This is a genomic window from Methylobacterium sp. Leaf361, from assembly GCF_001424445.1.
Classification (GTDB): domain Bacteria; phylum Pseudomonadota; class Alphaproteobacteria; order Rhizobiales; family Beijerinckiaceae; genus Methylobacterium.
Map to the genome: position 1 here is coordinate 214654 of NZ_LMPY01000078.1, position 17157 is coordinate 231810.

Below are 17157 nucleotides of genomic sequence, written 5' to 3' on the forward strand. Positions count from 1 at the left end.
CAGGGCTGCGCGCCGGCCCGCCAGCGCCGGTATTCAACTTCAGTTCAAGGCGAGGCAAACGAAATCTGCTTCGGCTCTGGACCGCGGCAGGTTAAAAGACCCGATCCAAGAAGACGCCACGCGAGCAGAGAACCATGTCCGCATCCCCCGCCATCCAGACCGAGCCGCAGGATCTCGTGGCCCTCACCAAGGCCGCCGGTGAGAGCGCGAAGGCGCTGGCCGCCGAGGCCACGCGCCGGGTCCGCACGCGGATCCTCGGGACGGACGGGCGGATCGACGCGGCCAAGCTCGAGGGCCAGCAGCACGCCGCCCACGGGCTCGCGTGGCTCGCGACCTACGCGGAGGCGGTGAACGAGCTCGGCGGCTACGCCGAGCGCCTGCAAGGGGAGGGCCGGTTCGGCGAGACCGAGGCGCTCCTCGTCCGGATCGGCGCCGGCGAGTATCTCGACCAGCTGTTCTCCGGCATCCCGATGAGCCAGGGCGAGATGGTCCGCGTCACCGGGTCGCTCGGCCTCACCGCCAAGGAGGTGGCCCCGTACCGCACGGACGCGGTCGAGACTCTGATCGCCGATGGCAACACCCCCGAGAACCGCGCCGCCCTGGTGGCGCTGATGCGCGACGGCGGCGGCTCGGCGACCGTCGGCGCCTCGGGCCTCGACGAGGACATGGAGGCGATCCGCTCCGAGATGCGCCGCTTCGGCAAGGCCGAGGTGGTCGATCAGGCGCACGAGTGGCACCTGAAGAACGCCTACATCCCGATGGAGATCGTGCAGAAGATGGCCGAACTCGGCGTCTTCGGCCTGACGATCCCCGAGGAGTACGGCGGCATGGGCCTGCCGAAGACCGCCATGTGCGTGGTCTCGGAGGAGCTGTCCCGCGCCTATATCGGCGTCGGCTCGCTGGGCACCCGCTCGGAGATCGCCGCGGAGCTGATCCTGTGCGGCGGCACCGAGGAGCAGAAGCAGCGCTTCCTGCCGAAGATCGCCTCCGGCGACATCCTGCCCACCGCCGTCTTCACCGAGCCGAACACCGGTTCCGACCTCGCGAGCCTGCGTACCCGCGCGGTGAAGGAGGGCGACGTCTGGAAGATTACCGGCAACAAGACCTGGATCACCCACCCGGTCCGCGCCGACATCATGACGGTGCTGGTGCGCACCAAGCCCGAGGAGAAGGGCCACAAGGGCCTCTCCATGCTGATCGCCGAGAAGCCCCGCGGCACGGATGAGGATCCCTTCCCGGTCCAGGGCCTGTCGGGCGGCGAGATCGAGGTGCTCGGCTACCGCGGCATGAAGGAGTACGAGCTCGCCTTCGAGGGCTTCGAGGTGCCGGGCGGCAACCTGCTCGGCGAGGTCGAGGGCAAGGGCTTCGCCCAGCTGATGCAGACCTTCGAGTCGGCCCGCATCCAGACCGCGGCCCGCGCCATCGGCGTCGCCCAGTCGGCCCTCGACGTCGGCCTGCGCTACGCCGAGGAGCGGGTCCAGTTCGGTAAGGCGCTGGTGAACTTCCCGCGGGTGGCCGACAAGCTCGCCATGATGGCGGTGGAGATCAACATCGCCCGCCAGCTCACCTACTTCTCGGCCCGCGAGAAAGACGAGGGCAAGCGCTGCGACCTAGAGGCCGGGATGGCGAAGCTGCTCGGCGCCCGCGTCGCCTGGGCGGCGGCCGACAACGCCCTCCAGATCCACGGCGGCAACGGCTTCGCGCTCGAGTACCCGGTGAGCCGGATCCTGTGCGACGCGCGCATCCTCTCGATCTTCGAGGGCGCTGCGGAGATCCAGGCGCAGGTGATCGCCCGCCGGCTGCTCGAGTCTGCCTGAAATCCTGGCTAGAGCTGGGGAATAGTACGTATCATGGGATTATAAGTCGGCATATGAACCCGGCTTAAACGAAGTCCCTGCTTCCTGGCGCCCGGTGAACAACTGGGGCGGCTCGGTGAGCGCGCAGCACGATGACGGACAGACGGGCAAGAACCTCCTCCGGCACTGGCAGGATTGCCGGACGCCGGGGGCGCCGATCCCGTCCTACGAGGCCGTCGTGCTCGGGAGCCTCGGCCGCCTCGCCGACCGGGCCGCCCTGGTGACGACCCGCGACGGGCGGGCCGACCGGATCCTCTGGGCGGGCCAGGTCTTCGGCGCCTGGCTCGCGCAGGGTGCCGAAGGCGCGGAGGGCTCGTTGTCCGGGATCGTCCCGGCCGAGATCATCCCGACGAAGACCCTCCCAGTCGACGCGCTCCCGATCGAGCTGCGCGAGCCCGTCGACGAGATGGTCGCGGCCGCCCTCACGTCCGGCCAGCCCGCCTACGCCCGGTGCGATCGCCTCGCCGCCGGGGTGGTGACGTCGACCCGCCTCGTCGGCGTGCCCCTGGGCAACCGCTGGGGCGAGCCGTTCGTGCTGGTCGGGTTCGACGGGGCGAGCGTCCGGACCGAGCTGGTCCAGGCGATGTTCACCGCCACCGACCAGGGCATCCTGGCCCTCAGCACGGTCCGGGACGCGGCCGGCCGGCCGGTCGATTTCAAGATCGTCGCCCTCAACCGCGGGGCCGAGCGCCTGCTGGAGCGCCCCGCCGCCGCCCTGCAGTGGCAGCGCGTGGGCCAGCTCTTCCCGGGGGCCGTCACCGCGCGGACGATCGCGACGCTCGCCGCCATGGTCGAGCGGGGCGGGCGCGCGGCCTTCGAGCTGAGCCGTCCCCGCTCCGACGGCGGCACGCTCTACCTCAAGGTCGAGGCGGGCTGCGTCGGCGATCTCGTCTCGGTCACGATGACGGATGTCGGCGACATCAAGGCCCGAGAGGCCTCGTTCCGGCTCCTGTTCGAGAACAACCCGGTGCCGATGTGGGTCGTGGCCGACGCGCGCGACCGGTTCCTGGCGGTCAACGACGCGGCCATCGCCCATTACGGCTACAGCCGCGAGCAGTTCCTGGAGCGGGCGCCGGCCGATCTCGCCATGGCCGCCGACGCGGCGCCGGCACCCGGCCTGCCGCCCACCGGCACCCTCCACCGCCGCGCCGACGGCTCCGCGATCGAGGTGTCCCTGTTCCAGCGGGCGATGCCGTTCGAGGGGCGGCAGGCGGTGCTCGAGGCCGCCATCGACATGACCGAGCGGCGCCGGGCCGAGGCCCGCATCGCCCACATGGCCCATCACGACGCGCTCACCGGGCTGCCGAACCGCGTGCTGTTCCGGGACCGCCTCGCCGAGGCGATCGCCCGCCACGCCCGGGACGGCGAGGCGGCGGTGCTGCTCTGCCTCGACCTCGACAAGTTCAAGATCGTCAACGACACGCTGGGCCACCCGGTCGGCGACGCGCTGCTGCGCGAGGCGGCCGAGCGGATCGCCGGCTGCCTGCGCGAGGACGACCTCGTGGCCCGGCTCGGCGGCGACGAGTTCGCCATCCTGGTGCGCGGGCCGGACCTCCCGGCGCTGGCCGACGGGCTGGTCGCGCGGGTGATCGCCGAGCTCGGCCGCCCCTTCCGGCTGGACGGCCAGGATTGCCACATCGGCACCAGCATCGGCGTCGCCTGCCTGCCCCGGGACGGAACCGATCCCGAGACGCTGATGAAGAACGCCGACCTCGCCCTCTACCGGGCGAAGGCCGAGGGCGGCGGCACCTTCCGGTGCTTCGAGCCGGAGATGGATGCCTGGGTGCAGGCGCGGCGGCGGCGCGAGAACGAGCTGCGCGAGGCTTTCGCCCGCGGCCAGTTCTCGCTGGTCTACCAGCCGCTGATGGATGCCCGCGCCGGTCGGATCCTCGCCTTCGAGGCGCTGCTGCGCTGGCACCACCCGGAGCACGGCCCGGTCTCTCCGGCCGAGTTCGTGCCGCTCGCCGAGGAGACCGGCCTGATCGTGCCGATCGGCGCCTGGGTGATGCAGACCGCCTTCGCCGAGGCGGCGACTTGGCCGGAGGCGATCCGGCTCGCCGTGAACCTCTCCCCGATCCAGTTCCGCAACCGCGACTTGGTCGAGACCGTGCGCGGGGCGCTCGCCGCCGCGGGGCTCGACCCGCGGCGCCTCGAGCTGGAGATCACCGAATCGGTCCTGCTCGTCGACAGCGCCGCCAACCTCGCGACGCTGCACGCGTTGCGGGCCATGGGCATCCGGATCGCGATGGACGATTTCGGGACCGGCTATTCCAGCCTCGGCTACCTGCGCAGCTTCCCGTTCGACAAGATCAAGCTCGACCGCTCCTTCGTGAGCCAAGTCGGCGAGAACACCCACTGCACGGCGATCGTGCGCGCGGTGGCGAGCCTGGGCACCAGCCTCGGCATCGCCACCACGGCCGAGGGCGTCGAGACCGCCGATCAACTCGCGATGCTCCGCGCCGAGGGCTACGACGAGGTGCAGGGCTTCCTGTTCAGCCGCGCGGTCCCGGGCCCCGAGGCCCGCCGCCTGATCGAGCGCGCGCGGGAGGCGGTCCCGGACGACCGGGCGGCCTGATCCGCCCGGCCCGCGCGGGACCTACTTGGTGACCTTCACCGAGACCGGGTCGCTCGACGGGAAGGTCTCCTCCAGGGCGTCGTCCAGGCGCTCGTTCAGCTTCTCCTGCTTGTTGTCGGGGTTCTTGGCGTCGCCCGGCTTGGCGCTGCCCTGCTGGAAGCCCGGCTTGGTCTCGTTCGGCTTGTGGGTCTCGGCCATGTCGCTCGCTCGTCCGTGACGGAGGCACGCAAGGGTGCCGGTGGGCATCAACGCGAGGGAGGGCGGGTGTTTCCGATCTTTCGGGCCTGATCGGTGCGCCCCGTCATCGCGCGCGCAGCGGAGCGACGCAGAACCGCGCCGCGTGCCGAGGCGACCCGCTGCCCTGGATTGCTCCGCCGCGCTCGCGAGGACGTGCGCACCGGAATCGTCCTCAGGCGGTCGCGAACGGCCGCCCGAGCGGGCCGTGGGCCGGCACGCGGGCCGCGGCCTCGCGCAGGACCGTCCCGTAGACGGCCTCGAGACGGTCGAGATGGGTGTCCAGGGTCAGGGGCGCGGCCCAGTAGCGCTCGTGCGCGGCCCGGCCCATCCGGGCGGCGAGGCCGTCGTCGGTCAGGCGGCGCAGGTGCGCGGCGAGGTCGTCCGGGTCGCCCGAGCGGAACCAGAATCCGGTCTCGCCGTCGGCCACGGCCTCGCGGCCCGCGCAGGCGTCGCTCACGATCACCGGCGCGCCGCAGGCCAGCGCCTCGTAGACGGTGAGCGGCTGGCCCTCGTACCAGACGCTCGGGAAGACCAGCGCCCGGGCCCGCCGCATCAGCGCCTGCACGGCCGCGGCGTCGCGCCAGCCGAGCATCACCGCCTCGGGATAGCGCGCGGCGAGGTCGGCCCGTTCGGGGCCGTCGCCCACGAAGGCCGCCCGCACGCCCGCCCGGCGGGCCGCCTCGGCGAAGATCGGCGCGCCCTTCTCGGTAGAGATCCTCCCGACGAACAGGAAGTCGCCCGGCGGCCCGTCGTGGACCGGCGCCGGCGCCACCGCGATGGGGTTGTCGACCCGGTGAAAGGCGGTGCCGCGGGGCAGGAGCGGCCGCACGACGCTCTCCTGCAGGTCGCTGATCGTGATGACGTGGGCGAACAGCTCCGGCAACCGGGCCACGTGGGCGAGGCCGGCATGGCGGACCATCCGGGCCACCTTGCGCGGGTAGCTGCGCGCGTCGCAGTTCGCCACGATGCAGGCGGGCGACATCGGGGTGCGGTGGCAGATCCGCTGCGCCGGGTAGGCGTAGAAGCCGCCGGTCGGGCAGACGAGGAAGAACTCGTGCATCGTGTAGAGGCAGGGCAGCCCCGAGGCCCGGAGCGCGGTGCCGATCGACGGCGACAGCGCCTTGGCGAAGGCGTGGACGTGGACCAGCGTGTCGCGGGGATCGCAGGCGGCGAGTTCCGCCGCCAGGGCGCGGCAGGCCGGCCCGTTCCAGATCGCCTGGGCCGCGAAGGCGAGCTTGCTGCGCGCCGTGGTGACGTCGTCCTGGTCCAGGCAGACCACCCGGACGCCGGCCGGCTCGAGCCGCGGGTCCACCGGGCCGACCGCGGCGAACAGGCTGACGCGGACCCCCCGGGCGGCGAGCCCCAGGGCGGATTCGATGGCGACCTTGGCCTGGCCGCCGTTGATCGCGGCGTGGTCTGCGACGAGGACGACGTGCACGTCAGGACTTCCGCCGCTGCGATCCGGGACCGACAGCTGTATCCGGCCGCGGTTGATCGCCCGTAAACCGGTTTGCCTCATCCTCCCGGCGCGCGAGAGCGATCGATCCCCGGGAGGGTTCACCGTGCACGTCGTGATCCTGGCCGAGTTCGCGGCCGCCAGCGGCGGCGCCGAGAAGGTCGCGCTCGAATCGGCTCGCGGGCTCGCCGAGGCCGGCCTCGGCGTCACCTACATCCAGGCGATCCCGGGTCCCGTCGACCCGCTCCTCGACCATGCCGGCATCCGCCGGATCGACCTCGGCCTGCCCGACATCTGGTCGCTCGGCGCCGCGCGGGCCGCGGCCGCCGGGATCTGGCATGCGGCCGCCGCACGCCGGCTCGCCGCCGCCCTCGCCGGCCTCGCGGCGCCGCCGGACTGCATCCACCTGCACCAGTGGACCCGGACCCTGTCGCCGGCGATCGTCCCGGTCCTGTCGGAGACCGGGGTGCCGCTGGTCGTCACGCTGCACGACTACGCCCTGGCCTGTCCGAACGGCGTCTACTACCGCTTCGACCGGGCCGAGCCCTGCGGGCTCGCGCCCCTGTCGGCCGCCTGCCTGGCGGCGCCCTGCGACCCGCGCAGCCGGGTGCACAAGGCGGTGCGGGTCGCCCGCGCCGCGGCGCTGCGTCAGGTCGTCGGCAGGGCCAGCCGACGCCGCCCGCTCCACGCCATCCATGTCTGCGACGCCAGCCGCCAGCGGCTCGGCGCCCTCCTCGGCGGCTACGCCCTAGCGCATCACAGGATCGACAATCCCGTCCGGCTCCCGGACGGGCCGGCGGCCGAGCCCGCCTGCGGCGACGCGATCGCCTATGTGGGGCGCCTCACCCGCGAGAAGGGCGCCGACCTCGTGGCCGACGCCGCCCGCGCCGCGGGGCTCCCGGCCCTGTTCATCGGCGCCGGCCCCCTGGAGGCGGAGCTTCGCGCCCGGGACGGCGTCGAGGTGATCGGCTGGCAGCGGCCCGAGGCGGTTTGGGCGACGCTCCGGGCCCGCGCCCGGGCGCTCGCCGCGCCCTCCCGCTGGTACGAGACCGGGCCGCTCACGGTCTACGAGGCGCTGGCGGCCGGCATTCCGGTCGTGGCTTCCGACCGCTCCGGCGCCGCCGAGAAGGTCCGGCACGGCCGGACCGGCTTCGTGGTCGCGCCGGAGATCGCGCCCCTCGCCGAGGCGTTCGCGGCGCTCCGGGACGACGCCCTGGCGGCCGCCCTCGGGGCCGAGGCGCGCCGCCTCTTCCGGGTGGCCCCGATGGGTCTGGCGGCGCACACGGCGGCGCTCCGCGCGCTCTACGCCGGCCTAGCCGAATCGGCGGCCGGTGCGATGCAGCATCCACCCGCGCTCGCCCTGGAGCAACGATCCTGAATCCTCCGGTGTGCTTGGTATACCAGAAGAATTCACGATCCGTTCGCGCCCCTCTGGACAGGGAGATAGTTTTTTGCCACTCGGGTTTCCGCCCGGATCAGCAATCTTAGCCGCCTGAGTCAATGTTGTAGCTTGCTCGCAACCTGCTATCGGGCCGCGGCACCGTGCCGATGACTTCGTGATATCATCGGATCGGAACTTTATCGGGCCTCCGGATCCGTGAGTGCGCCCCGAACCTGCACTTGACTTCTTGTTGCGGTGCAACATATAGGGGGGCGTCAACGCGGACGCATGCGGCGTCCCGCTCCAAGGATGATGCTGGAGACATCGATGCAGACCCCGAACTTTGAGATCCCGACCGAGATGCGCGACTTCGCCGACAAGAGCGTCGACCAGGCCCGGACCGCCGTCGGCACCATGATGGCGAACGCCGTGAAGGCCGCCGAGCAGGTCCAGGCCTCGGGTCAGACCTTCCAGTCGACCCTCAGCGCCGCGGTCGCGAAGGGGTTCGATCACGCGCAGGCCAACGCCAACGCGACCTTCGACTTCGCCCAGAAGCTGGTGCGCACGAAGGATCTCCGCGAGGCGTTCGAGCTCCAGTCCGAGTTCGTCCGCAGCCAGTTCGCCGCGCTCCAGGCCCAGGCCAAGGATTACGGCACCCTGGCGCAGAACGCCGCCGCCCGCTGAGGCCGGCTGCCCCGGTCCGCGATCGGGGCACGAAGACTGGGATCCGGCAGGGCCGTGCAGGCCCGCCGGATCCCCCGCTCTGACGCCCGGGCGTCACGGGCCCGGCGCCGACACCGCCGGCGAGCCGGCCGCGCACGACCTCCGGCCGCCGCTCCGTCGAGACGGGCCGACGCCGACAGGAGGAGATCGCGCGATGGGAAAGCCGCGTCGACCGAGGAGCCGTCCCGCCGGGACGCCCCAGCCGTTGCAGGACGCGTCGGCCCCCCCCGAGATCCAGGCCGCAGCCGCCCCGATCGCGGCGGATGAACTTGATCAAGCGCCCGCAACAGCGCCCGCTCCGGCGCCTGACCAATCGCCTGACCACTCCGCCGAGGCCGTCCGGACCGGCGCCGAGACGGTGGACGCCGTCATGACCGCCGCGGCACCCGGTGGGGCGTCCGAAGCCGCGGCCGAGACCGCGCCCGACAGCGCGGTGGTCCCGTCCGACCAGGGGGCCACAGCCGCCGCGACGACGTCCGAAGCCGAGTTCGAAGCCGACTCCGGAGACGAGGCAGTGATCGACATCGCCCCCCCGCCGGTGCCGGGCGCGGGTCCGGGACGCGCCGCGGCCGCGAACCGAATCAGCTTCACCCCCGACCGCCTCGACGTCGTCGAGATCGGCTCGATCATCGCCCGCTACGTGCGCGGCGAGGGCGAGGCGGCCGTCGCGCATCTGCGGGCGCTCTCGGGTGCCCGCTCGCCGGCCGACGTCATCCGCCTGCAGGTCGGCGAGGTCCAGCGGGCCGCCGACGCGTCCCTGACCTGCTGGGTCACGGTGGTCGGGCAGGCGAGCCGGGTCGTCGCGTACCGCTGAGGCGCGGCGCCCGGGCGGCCGGGACTTGTCGCATCCCGGCCACAAGGCCGGCCCGATCGAACCCGCGGCGGCAACGACCCGTTAACCAAGCCGGTCCCATGCCTTAACGGAGGGCACGGGAGACGACACCGGACCGATGCCGAACTGCGCGCGCCTGATCCGTTCCGCATGGCTCCGCCTCGCCGTCGCGCTCCTGCCGGCGCTGGCGGGGATGCCGGCTGCCGCGCAGAACGGCGAGAAGCCGGCCGTCGCCATCGGGACCGACGTCGCGAGCCAGGCCGGCACCACGCGCCTCACCCTGACGCTGTCCCGGGCCGTCGAGGCCCGCGGCTTCGTGATGGAGCGGCCCGACCGCGCGGTGATCGACCTGCCCGAGGTCAACTTCCAGCTCGATTCCGGGACCGGCAGCCGCCGCGACGGCCTCGTGCAGAGCTTCCGCTACGGCCTGTTCGCGCCCGGGCGGTCCCGCATCGTGATCGACCTCACCGCGCCCGCCATCGTCGGGAAGATCGAGACCGCGACGCGGCCGCGCGACGGCGCGGTGCTGCTCACGATCCCGCTGCAGCGCGCCGACCGCGACGCGTTCCGCAAGGCCGCCGCCACCGCCGATCCCGCCCCCGCCCAGGCCCGCGCCGCGGCGCCGGAGCCCGCCGACCAGCGGCCGCTGATCATGGTCGATGCCGGCCACGGCGGCACCGATCCCGGCGCCATCGCGGTGGGCGGCGTGTTCGAGAAGGACATCGTGTTCGGCTTCGCCCAGGCCCTCGTGGCGAAGCTGGAGGCGGGCGGCCGCTACCGGGTCCGGATGACCCGCGACCGCGACGTTTTCGTGCCGCTGGCCGAGCGAGTGCGCCTCGCCCGCGACGCCAGGGCCGACCTGTTCGTGTCGATCCACGCGGACTCGATCTCGGCGGCACCCCAGGTGAGCGGCGCCACGATCTACACCAATTCCGAGAAGGCCACGGACGCCGAATCCGCCAAGCTCGCCGAGCGCGAGAACCGGGCGGATTCCGCCGCGGGCGTCGACGCCGCCGAGGCGCCGCCGGACATCGCCGACATCCTGCAGGAGCTGACCCTGCGCGAGACGCGGGGCTTCTCGTCGGGCTTCGCCCGCACGCTGATGGGCCAGCTCGCCCCCGTGATGAAGATGAGCGCCAAGCCCCACCGCGAGGCGCGCTTCGTGGTGCTGCGCTCCCCCGACGTGCCGAGCGTGCTCGTGGAGCTCGGCTACCTCTCCAGCAAGCGCGACCTGGAGATGCTGCAATCGCCGGAGTGGCGGGCCGACGTCACCGGCTCCATGGCCAAGGCGATCGACCAGTTCTTCACCAACCGCGCCACGCTCGGCCGGCCGGCCCCGACGCGCCGCGCGGCGGCCGCCGCCCCAGTTTCACCATAGATAGAGTGTCGATACGGGACGTCCGACGCCCCGTCGCATGGCCGCCGAAACCGGCATTCCGAGGGGGTCTCACGGGACCGTCCGGGGGCCGGCCGCGCAGCGCGCGGGGTGCACGCGCCGGATGAGCCGATTCCGGCATTCGGCCGGGCCAGCGACGAGCGGAACACCGGATGCGTCTGATCCTCCGTTTCTTTGGGATCCTGTTCAGCGCCGCCGCGGTGCTGTTCGTGGTCGGCGCGGCGGTGGGCGGTTACTTCTACTGGAAGTACAGCCAGGACCTGCCCGACCACGCCGCGCTCTCCAATTACGAGCCGCCGGTGATGACCCGCGTCCACGCGGCGGACGGCTCGCTGCTGGCCGAGTACGCCCGCGAGCGCCGGCTGTACCTGCCGATCCAGGCGATGCCGAAGATCGTCGTGGCGGCCTTCCTGTCGGCCGAGGACAAGAACTTCTACAAGCACGGCGGCATCGACCCCGAGGGGATCGTGCGCGCCTTCCTGACCAACGCCAAGTCGGGCAAGCGGCAGGGCGCCTCGACCATCACCCAGCAGGTCGCCAAGAACTTCCTGCTCTCCTCCGAGCAGACCTACGACCGCAAGATCAAGGAGGCGCTGCTGGCGCTCCGCATCGAGGCGGCCTACTCGAAGGACAAGATCCTCGAGCTCTACCTCAACGAGATCTTCCTCGGCACGATCGTGCCCGGCCGCAACCTGCACGGCGTCGCGGCCGCCGCGCTCGACTATTTCGGCAAGTCGGTCCACGAACTGACCATCAACGAGGCGGCCTACCTCGCCGCCCTGCCGAAGGGGCCGAACAACTACCACCCCTACCGCAAGACCCAGGCGGCCCTCGACCGCCGCAACGAGATCATCCGCCTGATGGCGGAGAACGGCTACATCACCCGGGAGGAGGCGGAGTCCGCCAAGAAGATGCCGCTCGGCGTCAACCCGCGCGTCGCCTTCCCGAACGCCGCCAACGCCAACTACTTCACCGAGGAGGTCCGCCGCGAGATCTCCGAGCGCTACGGCGAGAAGAAGCTCTACGAGGGCGGCCTCTCGGTGCGCACGACCCTCGACCCGAAGATGCAGGCCTGGGCGCGCAAGGCGCTGGTCGACGGCCTCGTGCGCTACGACCAGGCCCATGGCTGGCGCGGTCCGGTCACCAAGGTCGACCTGACCGGGCGCGACTGGGGCATGGCGGCGGCCGAGGTTCCGGCGCTCGGCGACGTGGCGCCCTGGCGGCTCGCCGTGGTGCTGGGCAACGGCGGCGGCGGCGTGCAGATCGGCCTGCAGCCCCGGCGCGAGGCCTCCGGCCAGGTCGGCAAAGACCGCGAGACCGGCGTGATCGTCCCCGAGGGCATGCGCTGGGCCGGCCGCGCCAATCTCCAGCCCGGCGACATGGTCTATGTCGAGGCGATGGACGGCGGCCGCGGCCAGTTCCGCCTGCGCCAGAAGCCCGAGGTCTCGGGCGCCATCGTGGCCATGGACCCGAATACGGGCCGCGTGCACGCGATGGTCGGCGGCTTCTCGTACGACGAGTCCGAGTTCAACCGCGCCACCCAGGCGATGCGCCAGCCCGGCTCCTCGTTCAAGCCGATCGTCTACTCGGCGGCGCTGGACAACGGCTACACCCCCGCCTCGATCATCCAGGACACCCCGATCACCATCGAGGCCGGCCCCGGCCAGGAGGCCTGGACGCCCTCGAACTACGACGGCAAGTCGGGCGGCCCGCACACCCTGCGCTACGGCATCGAGCACTCGAAGAACCTGATGACGGTCCGGCTCGCCAAGGATGTCGGCATGCCGCTCATCGCCGAGTACGCCCGCCGCTTCGGCGTCTACGACGACATGCTGCCGGTGCTGCCCATGTCGCTCGGCGCGGGCGAGACCACGGTCATGCGCATGGTCACCGCCTACTCGATGCTGGCCAACGGCGGCCGGCGCATCCGGCCGACCTTGATCGACCGGATCCAGGACCGCATCGGCGAGACGATCTACCGGCACGACAACCGCAAGTGCATCGGCTGCGACGCCGAGAAGTGGTCGGGCCAGGACGAGCCGAAGCTGGTGGACGATTCCGAGCAGGTGCTCGACCCGCTGACCGCCTACCAGATGGTCTCGATCATGGAGGGCGTGGTCCAGCGCGGCACCGCCACGATCCTGAAGCAGATCGGCAAGCCGCTCGCCGGTAAGACCGGCACGACGAACGACGCCAAGGACGCGTGGTTCGTGGGCTTCTCGCCGGACTTGGCGGTCGGCATCTATATCGGCTTCGACAAGCCCCGCTCGCTCGGCGACCGCGCCACCGGCGGCGGCCTGGCGGCGCCGATCGCCCTGGAGTTCCTGAAGACGGCCCTCAAGGACAAGCCGCCGACGCCGTTCCGCGTGCCCCCGGGCATCAAGCTGATCCGCATCAACCTCGCGAGCGGCACCCGCGCCGGCTCGGGGGAGGGCGCCGGGACGATCCTGGAGGCGTTCAAGCCGGGCACCGCGCCGCCGGATTCCTACTCGGCACCGTCCTCCGGCGGCGGTGGCGGCCAGGCGGCCGCCCCGGCGGCGGTCGCGCCCGATCCCGACCGGGCCGCTCAGGCCGGCGGATTGTACTGAGGCGGCTCGCCCCGCCCAGCCTCTGTCAGCCGAGATCGCTCTCAGCCCAGGTCGGGTCCGCCCGGCCTGGGCTTTCGCGTTACGGATCCGGGGCGACGGTGCGACGGACGGGTCATCGCCGGGGCGAGAGGCCCGCGATCGCGACCGGCGCCGTCCGGGATCGCGCAGCTTTGCCCGAAGGGCCGGAAGGTGCGGCGGCCAAGTCCGCGCGGGCCGTTCTCGGGCGAGACCCGCCCCTCGGCACCGACCCGCGTCGCGCTCCGCAGGCGCACAGAAAAAAGCCGCCCCGGAGGGAGCGGCTCGAGGAGTCATCAGGGAGGCATCAAAACAGAGCGGACGAACATGTCCAACTCGACATCCAGATCACTGGATGCCTGTTTATGCCTCGAAAACCTTAATGCCGGGTTAAGACAAATTTTCGAGCGTCGATCTCAGGCCGCCAGACTGTCGAAAAGCCCGCGCCCGTCGGTCCCGCCGACCAGGTCCTCGACGAAGTTCTCCGGGTGCGGCATCATCCCGAGGACGTTCCCGGTCTCCGACAGGACGCCCGCGATGGCGTTGAGGGAGCCATTGCGGTTCGCCTCGACGGTGATCGCCCCGGTCGCGTCGCAGTAGCGGAAGGCGACCCGGCCCTCGCCCTCGATCCGCGCCAGCGTCTCGGGATCGGCGAAGTAGTTGCCTTCGCCGTGGGCGACGCAGACGTCGATCACCTGACCCTGAGTGTAGGCGCTGGTGAAGCGGGTGTCGGTGCGCTCCACCCGCAGCGTCTGCCGGTGGCAGATGAAGCGCCGGTCGATGTTGCGCATCAGCACGCCGGGCAGCAGGCCCGATTCGCACAGGATCTGGAAGCCGTTGCAGATACCGAGCACGAGGCCGCCGCGGGCCGCGTGGGCCCGGACTGCGTCCATGGCGGCGGCCCGGCCGGCGATGGCGCCGCAGCGCAGGTAGTCGCCGTACGAGAAGCCGCCGGGCAGGACGGCGAGGTCGGTGCCGGCGGGGAGCGCGTGGTCCGCGTGCCAGACGAGGCTCACCTGCGCGCCGGAGCGTCGCAGGGCCCGGACGACGTCCGGTTCGCGGTTGGAACCCGGGAAGACGACGACCGCGGCGTGCATCAGAGGATCTCGATCGCGTAGTTCTCGACGACGGTGTTGGCCAGGAGCTTCTCGCAGGCCGCGCGCAGCGTCGCCTCGGCGGCGGCGCCGTCGGCCGCCGACACCTCGATGTCGAAGACCTTGCCCTGACGGACGCCGTCGACGCCCTCGATGCCGAGGGACCTGAGGGCGGCCTCGATCGCCTTGCCCTGCGGGTCCAGCACACCGGTCTTCAGGGTGACGATGATACGGGCTTTCATGGATCTACGGGTCTCACGCGTGTCGGGACGGGGGTGTGACCTGCGACAACGTCACACAGACCGTCGCCGGTCGCTTCTAACAGGAAGGCCGGCGCACTGTCGAACACGCCGCACGCATAGGGATCATTCCGCTGCTGGATGCAACTTGAACGGAAAAGTCGCCCGTGCGCGCTCGTTCAGCGATGCGCCGCCGGAGCCGGGCCCCGCAGGGGCTCGATGCTGGTCGCCCGGCGCCAGAGCTGGAGCATGATCCAGGCCGCGAACAGGCTGAACAGCCCCATCAGGACGTGCCCGACCCGGTCGCCGAGATCGAAGATGCCCGCGATTGCCCAGCCCGCCGCGATGGCCACGGCGAACACCTCGGTGCCGACGAGGACCATCATGCTGATGATGGTGATGGCGTTGCGCCCGTTCACGAGATCCGCCCTCGAAAAGATTCGGGTCCCGGACGAACCGTCCGGGACCCGCGCAGCTAGCCCACAGAGGCGGGGCGATGCAACCGATCGGCCCGGGCGACCGCCTAGCGCGGCGCGCGCTTGGCCAGGATCCGCTGCAGGGTCCGCCGGTGCATGTTGAGGCGCCGGGCGGTCTCGCTGACGTTGCGGCTGCACAGCTCGTAGACGCGCTGGATGTGCTCCCAGCGGACCCGGTCCGCCGACATCGGGTTCTCGGGCGGGTCGGCCCGCTCGCCCGGCTGCGCCATCAGCGTGCCGTGGATCTCGTCGGCGTCGGCGGGCTTGGCGAGGTAGTCGAAGGCGCCGAGCTTCACTGCGGTGACCGCGGTGGCGATGTTGCCGTAGCCGGTGAGGATCACCCCACGGGCCTCGGGCCGGCGCTCCTTGAGGCGGGCGATCACGTCGAGGCCGTTGCCGTCGCCGAGGCGCATGTCGATCACCGCGAAGGCGGGCGCGCGCGCCTCGACGGCGGAGACGCCGTCCGCGACGCTGTCGGCCACCTGCACGTGGTAGCCGCGGCTCTCCATGGCGCGCGCGAGGCGGGTCTGGAAGGGCTTGTCGTCGTCGACGATCAGCAGGCTGCGGTCGGAGAAGGCGGCCAGCGGATCGGCATCGTTGATCACGGCGGGGTCTGTCGCCGCCGAGGTCCCGGGCTGCGTGAGCATCCGGCACTCCTTTCGGGTTTTCGTCGTCGGGTTCTTGGTCTGTCCCTCATATAGGTACGGCATCGCCCGGTGGCAGGGGGGCGCGGATACTGAGTTCCGGAGAATGTCGCGGCGCGGCGCCGCGCTCGAAGATGTGCCGGGCCCAGGAGACGCGCACGATCGCCCCGTGGGCGTCCGGCGCCGCGACGTTCATCAGGGCGAGCTGCGCTCCCGAGCGCTCGATCAGGGTCTTGGCGATGAACAGCCCGAGGCCGAGGCCGGCCCCCACGGTCCCACCGGATTGCGGCCGGTCGTGGCTGCGGGTGGTCACGTAGGGCTCGCCCGCCCGCAGCAGCACCTCGCTGGAGAAGCCCGGGCCGTCGTCGCGGATCTCGATCCAGACCCGGTCGGGCGTCCAGCGCCCCTCGACGGTGACGCCGGCCTCGGCGAAGTCGACGGCGTTGTCGAGGATGTTGGCGAGCCCGAACATGACGCCCGGGTTGCGCCGGCAGGCCGGCTCCGGCCCCTCGCCGGCGCTGGTGACGGCGAGGGCGGCGCCGAGTGCCCGCTGCGGCGCCACCAGCTCCTCCACGAGGTGGCTGAACGTCACCGTCTCCAGGAAGCCGGCCCCGGCCCCGTCCCCGTCGAGGGAGGTCAGCTTGCCGAGGATGCCGCGGCAGCGGTCGACCTGCTCGCGCAGCAGGTTGAGATCCTCCGCCACCGCCGGCGAGGCGGTGGGGCCGAGCTGGCGGATCAGCTCCTTGGTCACCACCATGATCGTGCCCAGCGGCGTGCCCAATTCGTGGGCAGCCGCGGCCGCGAGCCCGTCGAGCTGCGACAGGTGCTGCTCGCGGGCGAGCACCAGCTCGGTGGCGGCGAGCGCCTGGGCGAGGAGCCGGGTCTCCTCGGCGACCCGCCACGCGTAGACGCCCGTGAAGGCGGTGCCGAGCAGGATCGCGGTCCAGACGCCGGAGACGTACAGGAACGGCAGCTCGATCCGCCCGTCCGCGAACCAGGGCAGGGGCCGGTGCACCAGGGCGAGCAGCGTCGCGAGGCCCACCGCCAGGAGGCCCAGCGCCAGGGTCCGCTCGGGGGGCAGGGCGGTGGCGGAGATCAGCACGGGGGCGAGGAACAGCAGCGAGAATGGGTTCTGGAGCCCGCCCGTGAGGAACAGCAGGGCCGCGAGCTGCACGATGTCGAAGGCGAGGAGCAGGGCCGCGGAATCGTCGCTGAGCCGGTAGCTCGCCGGGAAGCGGATCCGCAGGGCGAGGTTCAGCCAGGACGAGGTGGCGATCACCAGGAAGCACCAGCCGAACGGCAGCGGCAGGCCGAGGCCGAACTGCGCCCCGACGACCGCCGCGCTCTGGCCCGTGATCGCGAGCCAGCGCAGGCGGACGAAGGTGTCGAGCCGCAGGTGTCGCGCGTCGCGACCGAGGCCGCTGAGATCGGTATCGGGCATGGGCTGTAATGGGCTGTATCGGTGCGTCGCCGGACGGACCCGCCGGCGCGGCGTCCCGTGGACTCCCTTCGCATGACGCGGCGACGGGAATCCCGGCTCACCGCCCCGGACACGTCGTCGCTGGCGGACGATCGCCCGCGGACGTGGTCACAGGCAAGTCGCCGCAGCTCCGGGATGTTCCGCCCGCGTTCAGGGTGGAGCATT

14 protein-coding genes are annotated in these 17157 nt (G+C 72.0%); 7 read left to right on the plus strand and 7 right to left on the minus strand.

Features of this window, described 5'->3' with window-relative positions; translation table 11 throughout:
• Positions 1–134 precede the first annotated feature (134 nt).
• Complete coding sequence (locus ASG32_RS30575; RefSeq protein WP_056533714.1) at positions 135–1817, plus strand: acyl-CoA dehydrogenase family protein; 1683 nt, start codon at positions 135–137, stop codon at positions 1815–1817.
• Positions 1818–1911: 94 nt separating this feature from the next.
• Positions 1912–4431, plus strand: a complete 2520-nt coding sequence (locus tag ASG32_RS30580) for an EAL domain-containing protein (RefSeq protein WP_082558118.1) — start codon at positions 1912–1914, stop codon at positions 4429–4431.
• A gap of 21 nt (positions 4432–4452) precedes the next feature.
• Here the strand turns inward: ASG32_RS30580 and ASG32_RS34665 are convergent, their stop codons facing one another.
• A complete protein-coding gene (locus ASG32_RS34665; protein WP_165923182.1) occupies positions 4453–4629 on the minus strand; it encodes a hypothetical protein in 177 nt (58 codons plus the stop codon).
• 211 nt (positions 4630–4840) lie between these two features.
• On the minus strand, positions 4841–6106 hold the full coding sequence (locus ASG32_RS30585; RefSeq protein ID WP_056533716.1) for a glycosyltransferase family 4 protein: 1266 nt from the start codon (positions 6104–6106) through the stop codon (positions 4841–4843).
• 124 nt (positions 6107–6230) lie between these two features.
• Here ASG32_RS30585 and ASG32_RS30590 point away from each other — a divergent pair, with 124 nt between their 5' ends.
• The 5 genes from ASG32_RS30590 to ASG32_RS30610 all read left to right on the plus strand — a co-directional run bounded on the left by ASG32_RS30590 (position 6231) and on the right by ASG32_RS30610 (position 13044).
• Positions 6231–7502: a glycosyltransferase gene (locus ASG32_RS30590; RefSeq protein WP_056533718.1), complete on the plus strand. Its 1272-nt coding sequence runs from the start codon at positions 6231–6233 to the stop codon at positions 7500–7502.
• 330 nt (positions 7503–7832) lie between these two features.
• On the plus strand, positions 7833–8189 hold the full coding sequence (locus ASG32_RS30595) for a phasin (RefSeq protein WP_026605054.1): 357 nt from the start codon (positions 7833–7835) through the stop codon (positions 8187–8189).
• Between the two features lie 409 nt (positions 8190–8598).
• Positions 8599–9042, plus strand: coding sequence for a hypothetical protein (locus ASG32_RS30600; RefSeq protein WP_244492307.1), 444 nt, complete (start codon positions 8599–8601; stop codon positions 9040–9042).
• 136 nt (positions 9043–9178) lie between these two features.
• Positions 9179–10438 (plus strand): N-acetylmuramoyl-L-alanine amidase, encoded by a 1260-nt coding sequence (locus ASG32_RS30605; protein WP_056533722.1) that lies wholly within the window; start codon positions 9179–9181, stop codon positions 10436–10438.
• 170 nt (positions 10439–10608) lie between these two features.
• On the plus strand, positions 10609–13044 hold the full coding sequence (locus ASG32_RS30610; RefSeq protein WP_056533724.1) for a penicillin-binding protein 1A: 2436 nt from the start codon (positions 10609–10611) through the stop codon (positions 13042–13044).
• A gap of 431 nt (positions 13045–13475) precedes the next feature.
• On the opposite strand, the gene purQ is transcribed toward ASG32_RS30610, so the two are convergent.
• The 5 genes from purQ to ASG32_RS30635 form a co-directional block, all read right to left on the minus strand.
• The gene (gene purQ / locus ASG32_RS30615; protein WP_056533727.1) at positions 13476–14156 is read right to left on the minus strand and encodes a phosphoribosylformylglycinamidine synthase subunit PurQ; all 681 of its coding nucleotides are present in this window, start codon (positions 14154–14156) and stop codon (positions 13476–13478) included.
• Positions 14156–14395, minus strand: a complete 240-nt coding sequence (gene purS, locus ASG32_RS30620) for a phosphoribosylformylglycinamidine synthase subunit PurS (protein ID WP_056533729.1) — start codon at positions 14393–14395, stop codon at positions 14156–14158. Before purS ends, purQ begins: the two co-directional genes overlap by 1 nt.
• A 176-nt stretch (positions 14396–14571) precedes the next feature.
• Complete coding sequence (locus ASG32_RS30625; protein WP_012321282.1) at positions 14572–14811, minus strand: hypothetical protein; 240 nt, start codon at positions 14809–14811, stop codon at positions 14572–14574.
• 104 nt (positions 14812–14915) lie between these two features.
• Complete coding sequence (locus tag ASG32_RS30630) at positions 14916–15515, minus strand: ActR/PrrA/RegA family redox response regulator transcription factor (RefSeq protein ID WP_012321283.1); 600 nt, start codon at positions 15513–15515, stop codon at positions 14916–14918.
• 46 nt (positions 15516–15561) lie between these two features.
• Positions 15562–16953 carry an ActS/PrrB/RegB family redox-sensitive histidine kinase gene (locus ASG32_RS30635; protein ID WP_020093985.1) on the minus strand — a complete coding sequence of 464 codons (1392 nt, stop codon included), beginning with the start codon at positions 16951–16953 and terminating at the stop codon, positions 15562–15564.
• Positions 16954–17157: the final 204 nt, after the last annotated feature.